The organism is Arthrobacter sp. KBS0703 (assembly GCF_002008315.2).
Classification (GTDB): Bacteria; Actinomycetota; Actinomycetes; order Actinomycetales; family Micrococcaceae; genus Arthrobacter.
Genome location: NZ_MVDG02000001.1, coordinates 3,825,967 through 3,839,391, shown reverse-complemented (window position 1 = coordinate 3,839,391; position 13,425 = coordinate 3,825,967). Strand labels below are relative to the sequence as shown.

At 66.1% G+C, this 13,425-nt stretch carries 12 protein-coding genes and 1 pseudogene; 6 read left to right on the top strand and 7 right to left on the bottom strand.

Going from position 1 to position 13,425, the window contains the following annotated elements:
- The first annotated feature begins 328 nt into the window (after positions 1–328).
- Positions 329–1,825 (top strand): sugar porter family MFS transporter, encoded by a 1,497-nt coding sequence (locus tag B1A87_RS17840; protein ID WP_144275868.1) that lies wholly within the window; start codon positions 329–331, stop codon positions 1,823–1,825.
- Here the strand turns inward: B1A87_RS17840 and B1A87_RS23130 are convergent.
- Positions 1,802–1,975 carry a hypothetical protein gene (locus B1A87_RS23130; protein WP_185982357.1) on the bottom strand — a complete coding sequence of 58 codons (174 nt, stop codon included), beginning with the start codon at positions 1,973–1,975 and terminating at the stop codon, positions 1,802–1,804. The genes B1A87_RS17840 and B1A87_RS23130 overlap by 24 nt on opposite strands.
- Between B1A87_RS23130 and B1A87_RS17835 the strand changes: the two genes are divergently transcribed.
- A complete protein-coding gene (locus tag B1A87_RS17835) occupies positions 1,956–2,999 on the top strand; it encodes a LacI family DNA-binding transcriptional regulator (RefSeq protein ID WP_078028622.1) in 1,044 nt (347 codons plus the stop codon). The genes B1A87_RS23130 and B1A87_RS17835 overlap by 20 nt on opposite strands.
- A 190-nt stretch (positions 3,000–3,189) precedes the next feature.
- Here the strand turns inward: B1A87_RS17835 and B1A87_RS17830 are convergent, their stop codons facing one another.
- Positions 3,190–3,642, bottom strand: coding sequence for a DapH/DapD/GlmU-related protein (locus B1A87_RS17830; protein ID WP_078028621.1), 453 nt, complete (start codon positions 3,640–3,642; stop codon positions 3,190–3,192).
- Positions 3,643–3,841: 199 nt separating this feature from the next.
- On the opposite strand from B1A87_RS17830, the gene B1A87_RS17825 reads away from it, so the two are divergent.
- Complete coding sequence (locus B1A87_RS17825) at positions 3,842–4,138, top strand: hypothetical protein (protein WP_139362842.1); 297 nt, start codon at positions 3,842–3,844, stop codon at positions 4,136–4,138.
- 64 nt (positions 4,139–4,202) lie between these two features.
- On the opposite strand, the gene B1A87_RS17820 is transcribed toward B1A87_RS17825, so the two are convergent.
- Both B1A87_RS17820 and B1A87_RS17815 read right to left on the bottom strand, forming a co-directional pair.
- Positions 4,203–6,059: a glycoside hydrolase family 15 protein gene (locus B1A87_RS17820; protein WP_221937593.1), complete on the bottom strand. Its 1,857-nt coding sequence runs from the start codon at positions 6,057–6,059 to the stop codon at positions 4,203–4,205.
- Between the two features lie 120 nt (positions 6,060–6,179).
- Positions 6,180–6,569, bottom strand: a complete 390-nt coding sequence (locus B1A87_RS17815) for an NADPH-dependent F420 reductase (RefSeq protein WP_139362841.1) — start codon at positions 6,567–6,569, stop codon at positions 6,180–6,182.
- 216 nt (positions 6,570–6,785) lie between these two features.
- Here B1A87_RS17815 and B1A87_RS17810 point away from each other — a divergent pair, with 216 nt between their 5' ends.
- Positions 6,786–7,532: a lytic transglycosylase domain-containing protein gene (locus B1A87_RS17810; protein ID WP_078028618.1), complete on the top strand. Its 747-nt coding sequence runs from the start codon at positions 6,786–6,788 to the stop codon at positions 7,530–7,532.
- A gap of 143 nt (positions 7,533–7,675) precedes the next feature.
- On the top strand, positions 7,676–7,984 hold the full coding sequence (locus tag B1A87_RS17805) for a DUF6457 domain-containing protein (RefSeq protein WP_078028617.1): 309 nt from the start codon (positions 7,676–7,678) through the stop codon (positions 7,982–7,984).
- Between the two features lie 57 nt (positions 7,985–8,041).
- Here the strand turns inward: B1A87_RS17805 and B1A87_RS17800 are convergent, their stop codons facing one another.
- From B1A87_RS17800 to B1A87_RS23125, 3 genes are all read right to left on the bottom strand, one after another.
- A complete protein-coding gene (locus B1A87_RS17800; protein ID WP_078028616.1) occupies positions 8,042–10,375 on the bottom strand; it encodes an FdhF/YdeP family oxidoreductase in 2,334 nt (777 codons plus the stop codon).
- Between the two features lie 131 nt (positions 10,376–10,506).
- Positions 10,507–11,625, bottom strand: a complete 1,119-nt coding sequence (locus B1A87_RS17795; RefSeq protein WP_078028615.1) for a hypothetical protein — start codon at positions 11,623–11,625, stop codon at positions 10,507–10,509.
- Positions 11,626–11,919: 294 nt separating this feature from the next.
- A complete protein-coding gene (locus B1A87_RS23125; RefSeq protein WP_185982356.1) occupies positions 11,920–12,345 on the bottom strand; it encodes a hypothetical protein in 426 nt (141 codons plus the stop codon).
- Positions 12,346–12,486: 141 nt separating this feature from the next.
- On the opposite strand from B1A87_RS23125, the pseudogene B1A87_RS17785 reads away from it, so the two are divergent.
- Positions 12,487–12,843, top strand: a pseudogene (locus tag B1A87_RS17785) (NAD(P)-dependent oxidoreductase); the annotation flags it as partial.
- Positions 12,844–13,425 lie beyond the last annotated feature (582 nt).

Here is a 13,425-nt window from a genome sequence, read left to right as displayed (position 1 = left end):
CGCCGGAGTTTAGGGAGCCTGCACCGCACGCGCGAAGCGTCCGCGTGCGGGGCTGGGAGCGCCTCGTGGCGGCGAGCTTCATGGGCCGCGCAGTACGGGCGGTGACCAGCCTCGCTGAGGCGGGAGGTCAGTGTGCCGGGGGACTGCGTGCGGTTGCCGCGCATGATGTCTCCTTCCGGTGGTGCGCATACTTTGAGCGTATGTCAGAACAAACTATTGACCCAGCGATTAGAGCGCTCTAATCTGGTGGGAACTGAACTGCACCACTCGTAGCATTCCCCGCCCGAAGGCCGTGGCAGTCCGGCCGAACGATCCAAGGATGTCAACAATGTCGTTGCACGCAGCACACCGGCCCGCATCGGGCTCCAAACACGGCGGGTATCTCACCCGCCTGACCATCATCTCCACGCTTGGCGGACTCCTGTTCGGCTACGACACCGGAGTCATCTCCGGTGCGCTGCTGTACATGCAGGACTCGTTGAACATGAACGCCGTCGAGCAGGCGACGGTGGTCAGTGCCCTGCTGTTCCCCGGCGCCGCCGCGGGTGCACTGACCGGAGGCCGGCTCGCTGACGCACTCGGCCGCCGCGGCACGCTCCTTGTCTGCGCACTGCTGTTCCTCCTGGGCGCCCTGGGCTGCGCCATCGCCCCCAATGTCGCCTTCATGGTGTCCTCCCGCGTGATCCTCGGCCTCGGTGTGGGCGCGGCGGCGGTAACCTGCCCCCTGTATCTGGCGGAAATGGCGCCGGCAAACCTGCGGGGCCGCATGGTCACCATCAACGAGCTGATGATCGTCACCGGTCAGATGCTCGCCTTCGCCATCAACGCTCTTCTCGACACCCTCATCCATGACACGTCCGTGTGGCGCCTGATGCTCGGCGTGGCGTCGATCCCCGCGATTGCGCTTCTGATCGGCATGCTGATGCTGCCGGAATCGCCGCGCTGGTTCGCGCTCCGGGACCGATTCGCGGATAGCCGGCGGATCCTGGACCTGAGCCGGGACCGGGACGAAGCAGAGGCTGAGTACAAGGAGATCGTCGAGTCCGCCACGACGGCCCGCAACGAGCGCTCGCATGCCTGGCGCGACCTGAAGAACAACCCGTGGATGCGCCGGCTGCTGTGGATCGGCATCGGACTCGCGGTCGTCCAGCAGGCGACCGGGATCAACACGGTGAACTACTACGCGCCCAGCATCCTTGAACGCAGCGGGCTCGGTGTGAGCGCGTCGCTGGTGGCAACCATTGCCGTGGGCGTGACATCGGTGGTCATGACCATCGTGGGCATCTGGCTCCTGGGCTTCGTCGGGCGCCGCCGCATGCTCATCATCGGATTCTCCGGTGTTGTCGGATCCCAGGCGCTTCTCGCCGTCGTCTTCATGCTTCCGCAGTCCAACGCCGTCAGTTACACGATCCTGGCCGCCATGATGCTCTTCGTGGCCTTCGTGCAGTGCTTCATCGGGACCTGCGTCTGGCTGCTGCTTTCGGAGATCTTCCCGATGGCCATCCGGGGATTCGCCATGGGGATCGCGGTCTTTGCCCTGTGGACCGTCAACGCGGCGATCTCCTTCCTGTTCCCGATCCTCGTGGTCGCCTTGGGATCGACGGGAACCTTCGCCGTGTTTGTGCTGGTCAATGTTCTGTCCCTGGTCTTCGTTGCCAAGTTCGTGCCGGAGACGAGCGGGCAGTCCCTGGAAGAACTGGAGGTGCATTTCCGCACCGGCGCTTTGCCCATCATCGTTCCCCCGACGGCGACGGCGACGGCGACGGCGGCCGGCGAGTCCGCGGCGACGCGGCGGTGTCTCTTATACACATCTAGATGTGTATAAGAGACAGCAGTTGCCCTGCACCGGCCGTAAGCGGCTCTTCCAGTCGAGGCTGCCGGGGGCGGCGGGTGCCCGCCGCCCCCGCGCGGTACGCTGGCCGGAAAGAGGCGGGCAATTGTCGGGGAATGAAGTGATGCAAAGGGGAACGGGCAAGCGCGCCACCATTGAGGACGTTGCGCAGGAAGCCGGCGTCTCGCGCGCACTCGTTTCCCTGGTGCTGCGGGGTTCGCCCAAGGTCAGCGAGCAAAAGCGAACAGCCGTCGCCGAGGCAATGGCCGCCCTGGACTACAGGCCGAGCAACGCAGCGCGCTCGCTGGCCAGCGGACGCACGGGCATTGTGGGAGTGCTGCTCGATGACCTGGCGAATCCCTGGTTCGTGGAGTTGCTCGATGGGCTCAGGAGCGTGTTCCTGGAGAAAGACCTGCGGATGGTCCTCGGCGACCCCCGCTACCTCGCCCGCCCGGGAGAAAGCCCGGTGTCCCCGTTCATGGATCTGCGTGTGGACGGACTCGTCATCGCCGGAGACATCGCGCCCGACGACGACCTGACACGGGCATCCATGCACACACCGACGGTCGTAGCCGGCATCCGCGGCTTCGACCTGCCAGCGGCAGACCTTGTCGCCAACGACGACGTCGCCGGCGCGCGCATCGCCGTCGAACACCTGATAGACCTCGGCCACCGCGATATCGCCCATCTTGCCGCACCCACCAGGTCCGGTGCCCTGCGGGCCGGCTCGTATCGGGACACCATGTCCCGCAACGGCCTCCAAGACTACGTCCGGGTGGAGCAGACGGACATGACTGAAAGGTCCGGCTTTGAGGCCATGAGCCGGCTTCTCGACGGCGGGCGGCAGCCCACCGCCGTCTTTGCCGCCAACGATGTCCTCGCCGTCGGAGGGCTCTCTGCCGCCGCCGAGCGCTCCGTCAGCATTCCCGCGCAGCTCTCACTCGTCGGGTACGACAACACCTACCTGGGTCAGATCCGGCACCTTTCGCTGACCACCGTGGACCCCGTCAGCCGCGACGTCGGCATACATTCCGCGGATCTGCTCCTGCAGCGCATGGCCGACCCCCTCCGGCCCCAAAGCTTTGAAGTGCTTCCCCCTCAACTCGTGGTCCGGAGCAGCACGGCTGCCGTCACCCGGGATTCCGGGCGGCCCGCGGAATCAGGGTAGGGCCGCGCCATAATAAAGGGAGCGGCAGGGGTCATCCCGACGGTGCGGGCCGGAAACGGCAGAGAACAACCTGGGTCAGTGCGCTGGCCGTGTTGGGCGCATGGCTCCCGGAGTCATACCAGTGATCCAGGTGGCCCGCACTTCTGCCGGGTTGCGGCCCGGGCTGCCGGCTGACCGGAACGGCGCATCCCTACGCCGCGCTCCGCTTCGGCCGTTTGTGGCCGGCCAAGGCGGCTGCCGAAGGCTGTGGAGACGGCCTGTTGACGACTGAGATGACGGCGCCTTCGGGCACGGTGCTGTCGGCGTGCAGTCGGACGCCGTCCCCTATTTGAGCGCGGGCCCCGATGCGCGAGTGGCTTCCGATGCGGACGCTGTTGCCGAGGACTGCACCCGCGCCCACGTAGACGGCGTCCCCGATGACGGCGCGGTCACCGATGTGCGCCCTCCGGTTGATCCAGCTGCCGGCGCCGATGCGGCATCCGGAACCGACCTGGGCGCCCGCTTCCACATACGTGCCGGCCCCGATGACTGACGCCTCGCCCACCTTCACGCCCCGGCCGATGAGACCGCCGCCGTTGGCATGGCGTCGGTACGTGGCGACATTCCCGCCGTCGTCCTCCACGGATTCTATGGAGTTACTCATTCCCTTCCTGTTCCTTGGCCTGCCCGCGCTTCCGGAGGGGCAGGTACCCAAATTACGTCCATGGAATTAACGTTCGGGCAGGGCCATGCATTCCGGCGCTGACTGGCAGATCAGCGCCGGCCGGTTCACGGCACTGGGCCGTGTTTTGGAAGCATGAGCACGCAGACCCAACGGCTTTCCCCGGTGGGGGAGTGACGGTATGCAGATCAGCGTCCGCTTATTAGCCGATTGGATGCCCTTTACTGCAGGTGGTTTCCCCGGGCGGGATTTCGTGTCCCTGAATGCAGGTCGTCGACGGCGGCGGCGGACCTTCGTGGGCGATGAAGAAGAGGCTGCTCTTGCCGTGGCTGATGGCGTCGTTCTCGCGCTGAAGCCAGGAAGAATGGTGAATGCCGGTCTTCGACTTATCGTCATGTCCATGCATGGGGTGCTTGAATGGATTCCTGACCACGGTGACCGCGACCCTTCCACGCTACCGTCGCTGCGACTGCAGTGATCCGCCGGTGCAATGAGTATAGAACTCGAGCGCGTCAGCGGATACCAATTGCCGGACCCGATTCCTAGGACTGGGGCCGACTATTGGCGGCTCGACGCTCGGCCTTCAGCAGCCGCAGCCCGCTGGCCAGGACGCCGACGTGGCTGAACGCCTGGGGGAAATTTCCGAGGAATTCGCCGGTATCCGGATGGATCTGTTCCGGCAGCAATCCCAGCGGGTTCGCACGGCTGCAGAGGGACTCGTAGAGTTCGTGGGCCTTTTCAACCTGGCCCTGGCCGGCCAGGTTGTCCACCAGCCAGAAGCTGCAGAGCAGGAACGCGCCCTCATTGCCGGGAAGCCCGTCCGGAGAAACCTCAGGCAGATAGCGGAACAGGAGGCCGTTTCCGGCATCGAGTTCGGCGGCGATGGCCTTGGTAGTGGACACCATCCGCGGGTCATCGAAATCAATCACATTTCGAACGGGAAGCGAGAGCAAGGACGCGTCCAGCCCTCCGCTCCCGCCCAGGTGCTCAGTAAGCGTGCGCCTCTTGGCATCCCAGGACTGGTTCAGGGCAGCCTGCCGGATTTCCCGGGCGGTTGCCTCCCAGCGGCGCTTTGGGTACGGAAGCCCGTCCCTGCGCGCGATCTGGATGGCGCGGTCGATGGCGACGTAGCACAGCGCCGCCGAGTAGGTGAAGGGGCGGCCCGTGCCACGGATTTCCCACGGACCGGAGTCCGGGACGCGCCACTTCCTGATAGCCATTTCAACAATCGGCGTCAGCGCAGCCCAGAGCCGGTTGTCCACACGCTTGCCGCTCCCCGACCACTGGTAGGCGATGTCGATGATCTCGCCATACACATCGTGCTGGAGCTGGTAGCGGGCGCCGTTTCCCCACCGGACCGGCGCCGATCCGCGGTATCCCCGCAACTGCGGGTCCTGTACTTCGTCGGGCGGCTGGGATCCGTCCAGGGCATACATCACGTGCGGCACGCCGTCGCGTTCAACGTTGGTCAGGACCCATGCGAGGAACACGTCCGCATCGCTCGGGTCGCCAATGCGCCTGAGAACATAGTTGGAGAATGAGGCGTCACGGACCCAGGTGTACCGGTAGTCCCAGTTGCGCGGCGTGCCGGGCCATTCCGGCAGGGACGACGTCGCGGCTGCCAGAATGGCGCCGGTCTCGGCATGGTCCAGCATTTTGAGCGTGAGGGCGGAGCGCTTCATTAGCTCCGCCTGGGAACCTTCGCAGTCCAGGCCGGAGGCCCAGCGGCGCCAGGCATACACGGTCTGGTCGATCAGCTTCTTGGATTCCGGATGCTGACGCAGCCGGAACCGGCCTGCCCAGTGCAGGACCATGGTCAGGGATTCTCCCGCGCGAAGCGTGAAGGCCGCGGACAGTCCGTGCCCGTCAGGAAGGAGTTCGACGGAAGACCACAGATAGACTTCCTGCATTCCGTCCTGGCGCCAGTCGAATCTCCAGCCAGTGGCCAGCGCGTTGAACGTGACACCGGCCTTGGGGATCAGGCGGATGCGGATCGGGACGTCCCCGCCCACTGCCCTCGCGTGCCGTAGCAGTTCGGAGCGGCCGGCCGGGACCGGCTCCGACAGGTCGGCACCGGAGCGCAGGGTCAGGGCGTCAGTCAGTTGGAGCGTGCCGCGGTCGGACATGAGTGACGTGACCAGCACGCACGAATCCTCGGTGTAGCGCTGGAAGGATGCCAGCGTTCGAACCGGGGCGATTTCAAAGCGGCCGCCGTACTCCATATCGAGAATCCCGGCCAGGAAGGGAGGGCTGTCGAATTCTGGCAGGCAGAGCCACGTGATGGCCCCGTCACGCCCCACCAGCGCGCAGGTGGATCCGTCGCCGATAAGCCCGTGGTCCTCGATCGGGAGATACCCGTCCCGGCTAACCACCGCCCGCGCATGCGCAGCAGTCATCATGACTGCACACTCCTTTGGGTCCTGTTCAGTCTCCTATAAGGATTCTCTCGCCGCCGCGCAGTTTACGCCACGTCCTTTCATTGCCGTCGGCTAGGCCGGCGTCGCCACCGGTAGGACTACCTAGAGAGCGGCCCGGGCTTCGTCGGCGTTCAGAAGTTTCCCGCCCAGCCCGCCGTTCTGGTGAAGGTCGCCGCGCATCAGCTCGAGCCGGCCGGCCGCGTCGATTCCGCCGGCTTCGACCGGATCAAAACCGGAGGCGATGATGAGCCGTTCCACCGTCTCGGCCGCGTCGTCGTCGTCGGTCGCATAGAACAGAACCGCGCGCCCGGATGGCCGGTTGGCCGCCGAACCCAGGGCCTCTGCTCCCAGCGTGCCGAAGGCCTTCACGAAGTGCGCTCCGGCGGGGAGCAGGGCCGCCAGGACCGAGGCAGCTGATCGGTCGGCCGGCAGCGTGTTGGTATAGCCGCCGTGCCCGTCGGGGCCTATTGGGTTGGACGGGTCGATCACCACTTTGCCGGCCAGCGACTGCGACAGTTGGGAAATGAGTTATCCAGGTCCGGGACGGCGCGCTTCCGTAGTGCCCGATGGGCCTCCCGGCAGGGAAACTCCGTGCAATGGTGTAGGTTGCATTCCGGTCAGACAACAACCCCCGGAAAGAGAATCACCCACGTGGCAACCGATTACGACGACGCCCGGACCGGGATGCCCGCGGGTTGGTTCGGCTAGATGCTCCGCCTGAAACGCCTTGCGGTCCTCGCCCTTTTCGCGTTCTGCGTCATCACCGGTCTCACGTTCTGGGCGCTCCACGTCTCCGGTACGGAGGCCAGCGGGGCCAATCCGCCGCCCCAATCGGAGGCGAAACTTGGGGTGCTCTCAGCCAACAGCGCCGTCAACGTCACCCACGGCAAGTTTGACGCCCAATGGCTCGTCCGGACGGCGGCGCGGACCGAGATACCGGTCCGCGCCCTTCGTGCCTACGCGGCTGCGGCCGGGGTGGCGAACGCCGAGGCACCGGCGTGCAGGATCGGCTGGAACACGGTGGCGGCCATCGGCTTCATCGAATCCGCCCACGGAACTCACGGCGGCGGAAGCCTGAATGCCGCCGGGCAGGCGAGCCGGCCCATCGTCGGCCCAAGCCTCGACGGCGACGGCTTCGCCGCCATCCCGGACACGGACGACGGCGCCCTGGACGGCGACGCCCGCTGGGACCACGCCGTGGGACCAATGCAGTTCATTCCCACCACCTGGCAGCTGGCCGGGCGGGACGGAAACGGGGACGGCGAAGCCGACCCCCTTAGCATCGACGATGCCGCCCTGAGTGCCGCCTCGTACCTCTGCGCCGGCAGCCGCGACCTCACCACCGCGCAGGGCTGGACCGACGCCATCTACTCCTACAACCAGTCTGATTCCTACGTGAGCCACGTGCGCGACCAGGCCATCGCCTACGCCGCGCAGGCAGGCCCGGCCGAATAAATCCACACGGCTGGTGCCCTCACCGGGCAGCCCGCACTGCTTTGCGTTGTGCTCAGCCGCTCCCGGTGCAAGGGTGGAGACCGACACTGCTTTCGCGGGCCTCTTTGCCGGCGGAAGGCACTTCAACTGATGGAGGAGTAGCCATGACCGAGTCGAATGATGACCAGCGGGAGTTGAGTCATTGGAGCAGGAGCCTGGCCCAGGCGCTGCAGATCCTGGACCTGGAAGTCGAAGATCAGGCGATCCTGGACCTGGCGGCGAAATCGGCTGAGGCGGTCAACCCGTCGGCCGGTCCGGTCAGTGCTTTCCTGGTCGGTTTCGCGGCCGGTCAGGGCGCCAAGAACGGCAAGACCGGTGTGGAGGCCTCCGTGAACTCGGCCATTGACGTTGCCGAACGACTGCTGGAAAACGAGCATTGGGGACGGGGCGGCTGGTCCGGAACGGCCCAGTAAGCGGCGGAGCCAGGGCCGGTCGACCGGCCCTGGCTCCGCCGCGTGGACGGACGGGCCCTACTCCCCGGCCGCTGTCGTTGGCGCCACGGGCTCCTGCTCCCGGGCGGGGTCCAGCCGGACGATCACGGCCTTGGACACGGGCGTATTGCTGCCGTGGGCCACGTTCTCCAAGGGAACCAGGACGTTTGCTTCCGGGTAGTAGGCGGCGGCGCACCCCTTGGCGCTCGGGTAGGCCACGATCCGGTAGTTGCGCAGTACGCGCTCCGCGCCGTCGTCGGAGATCCCGTGGACGTCCACCCGCTGGCCGTCCGTCAGCCCGAGCTCTGCCAGATCCTCCGGGTTGACGAAGATGACGTGCCGGCCCTTCTTGATGCCGCGGTAGCGATCGTTGAAGCCGTAGATGGTGGTGTTGAACTGGTCGTGTGAGCGCAGGGTCTGCAGGATTAGGGTGCCGGCCGGGCGGTCCAGGTGCTCCAGCTCGTTGACGGTGATCACGGCCTTGCCGGTCGGCGTGGGGAAGGTGCGGGAATCGCGCGGGCCGTTGGGCAGGACAAAGCCGCCTTCCTGGCGGATTTTCGTGTTGTAGTCCTCGCAGCCGTCCACGACGCGGGAGATGTGTTCGCGGATCAGATCGTAGTTTTTCTCGAAGCCGGCCCAGTCGGCGCTTGTTTTGCCCGGGATGGTCGCCCGAGCCAGCCGGGTGATGATGGCGACCTCGGAGAGCAGGGCCGCCGCCACGGGTTCAACCTTGCCGAAGGAGGGGTGCACGGCGCAGACGGTGTCTTCCACGGAGACGAACTGCTCGCCGGCGGCCTGCCGGTCGATTTCGCTGCGTCCCAGGGTGGGCAGAATAAGGGCCTCGCTGCCCGTCACGGCGTGTGACCGGTTCAGCTTGGTGGAGACCTGGACGGTCATCTCGGTGCCGTGCATGGCGGCCTCGGCGGCGTTGCTGTCCGAGATCGCCCCGACCAGGTTGCCGCCCATGGCCATGAAGAACTTGATGCCACCTTCGCGCATGGACTGGATGGTCTTGACGGCGTCGGCGCCGTGGTCCCGGGGCGGTTCGAAATCGAACTCCTTGCCGAGGGCATCCAGGAACGACGGCGGCATCTGCTCCCAGATGCCCATCGTCCGGTCCCCCTGGACGTTGCTGTGGCCGCGAATCGGCGAGGCGCCCGCACCGGGTTTGCCGATGTTGCCGCGGAGCAGCAGCAGGTTGATGATCTCCTTGATCGTGGCCACACCCCGTTTCTGCTGCGTCAGCCCCATTGCCCAGGTGACGATGACCTTATCGGCTTTGAGGTAGCGGGCGGCCAGTTCGTCGATCTCTTCGACGCGCAGCCCGGTGGCCTCCAGGACGGCGTCTTCATCCAGCTCGGCGAGGTGCAGCTTGAGCTCCTCGAGGCCTTCGCAGTGCTCCTGGAGGAACGCGTGATCCAGGACGGTCCCGGGGTTCCGGGCCTCGGCGTCGAGGACGCGTTTGGAGACGGCCTGGAGCAGGGCCATGTCACCGCCGAGGCGGATCTGGATGAACTGGTCGGCGATCTCGGTGCCGTGGCCGATGATGCCCTTGACCTGCTGGGGGTTCTTGTACCTTTTCAGGCCCGCCTCCGGCAGGGGGTTGACGGCGACGATTTCCGCGCCGTTGTCCTTGGCCTCCTCCAGGGCGGTGAGCATGCGGGGATGGTTGGTGCCCGGGTTCTGGCCCATGATGATGATCAGGTCGGCCTTGCCGAAGTCGTCGTAGGAGATGGTGGCCTTGCCGATGCCGATGGTCTGGCCCATGGCCCAGCCGGAGGATTCGTGGCACATGTTGGAGCAGTCGGGCAGGTTGTTGGTGCCGTAGCCGCGGACGAACAGCTGATAGGCGAAGGCGGCCTCGTTGGAGGTGCGGCCGCTCGTGTAGAAGGCAGCCTGGTCAGGGGAATCGAGGCTGTTGAGTTTGTTGCCGACAATCGAGAACGCTTCGTCCCAGCTGACCGGCCGGTAGTGGTCCTCGCCGGCAGGTTTGTAGACGGGCTCGGTCAGGCGCCCCTGCATGCCCAGCCAGTACTCGGAGCGGCTGAGCAGGTCGGACACAGGATGCCCGGCCCAAAAGTCGGATGAAACGACAACGGGGGTCGCCTCCCAGGTGACGGCCTTGGCACCGTTCTCGCAGAATTCGAAGGCCTTGCGGTGATCCGGGTCTGGCCATGCGCAGCTCATGCAGTCGAAGCCGTCCTTGTGGTTCATGGACAGCAGGGTTTTCCGCGTCCGCTCCACGCCCATATGCTCCAAAGCCGGGACCATGGAATGCAGCACGCCCGGCATGCCGGCGGCCCAGTTCTTGGGCATCCCGACCTCGATGTCGTTCTCGTCGGGTTCTTTCACCGGAGGATTCTCGCGCACCATGGCCACTCTTCCTGTCGCTCTCCAACGCAGCGACCTTATGGCGGCCCTGCACGTACCTCAGGACTAACAGCTGTGGCCATTCACCGCAACCAAATCGGCGGCCGGGTTGCGAGTTGGTACCTGGGGGAGGGTCAGGACCTTCGACGGCGCCAAAGGGCGGCCGCTGTACCGGCCAGGACCAGCGCGGCAGCGCCGCCAGCGGCAGCCAGCCAAGGAGGACCGCTTCCCGCGGGAACGCTGTCCGCCTGGGCGGCCGCCGTCGTTGAAGGAACGACGGCGGGTGACGGCGCGTCAGACGCAGTGGCAGTTGGTGCCAGAACGGTCAGGGTGGCGTCTGCCCTGTTCGCGACGACGACGGTGCCGTCCGGCGTCACCGCGAGGCGCCCCGGGTCTTTGCCCGTCGCGACTGTGCGCGTTGCTTCCGAAGCTCCGGACGGAATGACCGACAGGGTCTGGTCCCCACTGTTCGTGACGTACGCGGTGCCGTCAGGAGCTACGGCGACATCTTGTGGTCCGTGGCCCACCCAGACAGTCCGGGCCACCGCTGTGGCGCCGGCTTCGATGACGGCGACCTCATCGCGTTTGACGGTCGCGACGTAAACAGTGCCGTCCGGCCCGGCGGCAATGCCGTGCGGGTTGGCGGTGGCACCGACGTCGATGGTGCGGGCGGCGCGCACGGCGCTGGGCGGGACGACGGACACGGTGCCGTCGTACTGGTTCGTGACGAACGCTGTCCCGTCCTTCGCCACGGCCACCTGGCTCGCCCCGGAACCAACGGGGATGCTCCGGTCCACCGCAGTGCCGTGCGGGAGGATCACGGACAACGTGCGCTCGGACGGGTTCACGACATAGAGCGACCCGTCCGGCCCGACAGCCAGCCGGTGTTCTCCGGGGGAGACGGGTATGGTCCTCGCTACGGCATCCGCGTCTTTGGCGATTACGCCGATTTCAACTTTGCCCGGACTGCCCTGCAGGGCATAGAGGGTGCCGTCCGGGGCGGCCGCGAGCGACGACGGATAACTACCAGTGCGGATGGTCCGCGATGGTTCCGTTGCGCCGGGTTGAAGTACACGGATGCCGCCGGGAAGCCCGTAGTTGGACACATAGACCGTGCCATCCGAGTCCGTGGCAACGCCGAGGGGAACGCCCCCGACGTCAACGACCGAGCCTTCGCCAGCCAGGGCCGGCGGTGCGCCGAGCAGCAGCAGAGCGCCGACCACAGCGGCCACCGGCACCTTGACAAATTTCACTACAATCCCCCCATGAGACGCCTGACCGGCAAGATCGCCGGTCCGCCTATTGAGAATACAGCCAACAACTCTGTCCTCAGTTAGCGGTTATCCGGGGCGAGGGCCGGGCCGCCGTCTGCCGGATTTGCCCGGAGCGCTGGATGCCGGCGTGGGACCATTAATTGCGCTTCGGGTCGTCTGGCTTTAGGGCGGCAAGCAATGCGAGCGTCATGCTTCACCATCGGTGCGCTCGATGTGGAAGTGTACTGGGCCCAACGGGCGGCGTTGCGCTAATCGAAGCGCAAGGCGTTCCACTCAAGGATGCGCGGAACGGCGAGCCCCTCGACTGTGAACGGATCGCCGGCGATGAAGCGTTCGGCATCCTCGCGTGAAGTGAAGATCCCCATCGATGGAATCCGTCCCGCGACCGGTTTGGGGCCTCACCCCTTGGCGTTCGACCGCGTCGGCGCTGAAGAACAACTTCGGGTCCTCCGAACCCAAGAGATCACGGTGGAAACTGATGGCGTCCACCGGATCGGTGTCGATGAAAAGAATGGCCACCGACAGGGAGTGCACCACCGTATAGCGGGTCGGGCCCTCCACCCAGGATGACATCCCGGTGTACTCCCGGACATCCAGACCTTCACCGAGCAGGCCATTCGCCGCGAGCAGTTCGTAGACGGCGTGCCAAGCCCAGTCCATGAGGTCATTGATCGCTGCATCCACCGTTGGAGCGCTCATATATCGATGGTGGCACTGGCTTCGCCAATCACGCGGACATGAGATGCGCGTGTCGCTGCCGTGCCGCGGTCTGGCGGCACTGTCGGCGGCCAGCGTCCGTTGCGGGGCCGATCATCGGCGCCGGGGCGTGCCGTGCGTCCCGCGCTGGTGGTCAACGTCGGGCGAGGACCCGTCGTGGACACGGACGCTCTGACGGCAGAGGTGGCCTCGGGTCGCCTGCATTGCGCACTCGACGTCGTCGATCCCGAACCGTAGCCGAAGGAACACCCTCTCTGGCAGGCCGCGAACGCGCTGATCACACCACACATCGGCGGAAACGCCTTCGAACCACGAATCCGCAAGCTGCTGGCGAAGCAGTTGTCCGCCCTCGCCGAGGGCCGGGCGCCGGCCAACCTCGTCCAGGCGGGACCGTTCCAGAGGTCCGCGACGGACGGCGAGAACTCATTCTTCGCGATGTCAGAACAGCACGGCGACCCGTCAAAGGAGCCGCGGTCATGAAAAAACGGGCTTTGGTGAATTCTCGCCGCCGCGATCTTCATACAGCCAAGACCCGCACCGAGTGCCCGGTACCTGCCGCTTCGCGCCCAGAGACCGAATACGGGCAGGCGCGCGGATTACACGAGGGGGCGGTCCTTCCCGGCGTGAATGTGCAGCCGGTGACATGGCAGCGGGAAACAAGCCCCGCCGGACTCAACGCCGCGATCGGGCAGTGAATTACTACGGCGCGGCCGGCCGAGCCGACACCGCCGTGCGGCGTAGTCGACCTGGACGATCTGGGAAGGTGCAGGACCGTCGCCGGCCACGGACGTTCACCGCCAATTTGGAGGGTCTGCAGCGTTTGGGTGCCAGCTTTTTTGCAGGGTTCGCAACCCACAGTTGTCGCCTGGGGGAATCGCGCAGAAGAGTTACCCGCGGGACGAGGAGGTCTCGTGGTCAGGAGTCGGGTCTCGGAACCGCATGAAGGTGACGATCGGTGCAGCTGTGTTGACGTGTGCCCCACGCCAAGGAGGCGCAGACCATGTCCGAGGAATCTGCAGAATCTAGCGGGGTCGCGCGGCGCACGATACTGCGCCTGGGGGC

Bases quoted from the DNA above. Each gene is read 5' to 3' on its own strand.
- B1A87_RS17840 (WP_144275868.1), top strand. From the start codon at position 329: ATGTCGTTGCACGCAGCACACCGGCCCGCATCGGGCTCCAAACACGGC.
- B1A87_RS17835 (WP_078028622.1), top strand. From the start codon at position 1,956: ATGCAAAGGGGAACGGGCAAGCGCGCCACCATTGAGGACGTTGCGCAG.
- B1A87_RS17830 (WP_078028621.1), bottom strand. From the start codon at position 3,642: ATGAGTAACTCCATAGAATCCGTGGAGGACGACGGCGGGAATGTCGCC.
- B1A87_RS17825 (WP_139362842.1), top strand. From the start codon at position 3,842: ATGCAGATCAGCGTCCGCTTATTAGCCGATTGGATGCCCTTTACTGCA.
- B1A87_RS17820 (WP_221937593.1), bottom strand. From the start codon at position 6,059: ATGATGACTGCTGCGCATGCGCGGGCGGTGGTTAGCCGGGACGGGTAT.
- B1A87_RS17810 (WP_078028618.1), top strand. From the start codon at position 6,786: ATGCTCCGCCTGAAACGCCTTGCGGTCCTCGCCCTTTTCGCGTTCTGC.
- B1A87_RS17805 (WP_078028617.1), top strand. From the start codon at position 7,676: ATGACCGAGTCGAATGATGACCAGCGGGAGTTGAGTCATTGGAGCAGG.
- B1A87_RS17800 (WP_078028616.1), bottom strand. From the start codon at position 10,375: ATGGTGCGCGAGAATCCTCCGGTGAAAGAACCCGACGAGAACGACATC.
- B1A87_RS23125 (WP_185982356.1), bottom strand. From the start codon at position 12,345: ATGAGCGCTCCAACGGTGGATGCAGCGATCAATGACCTCATGGACTGG.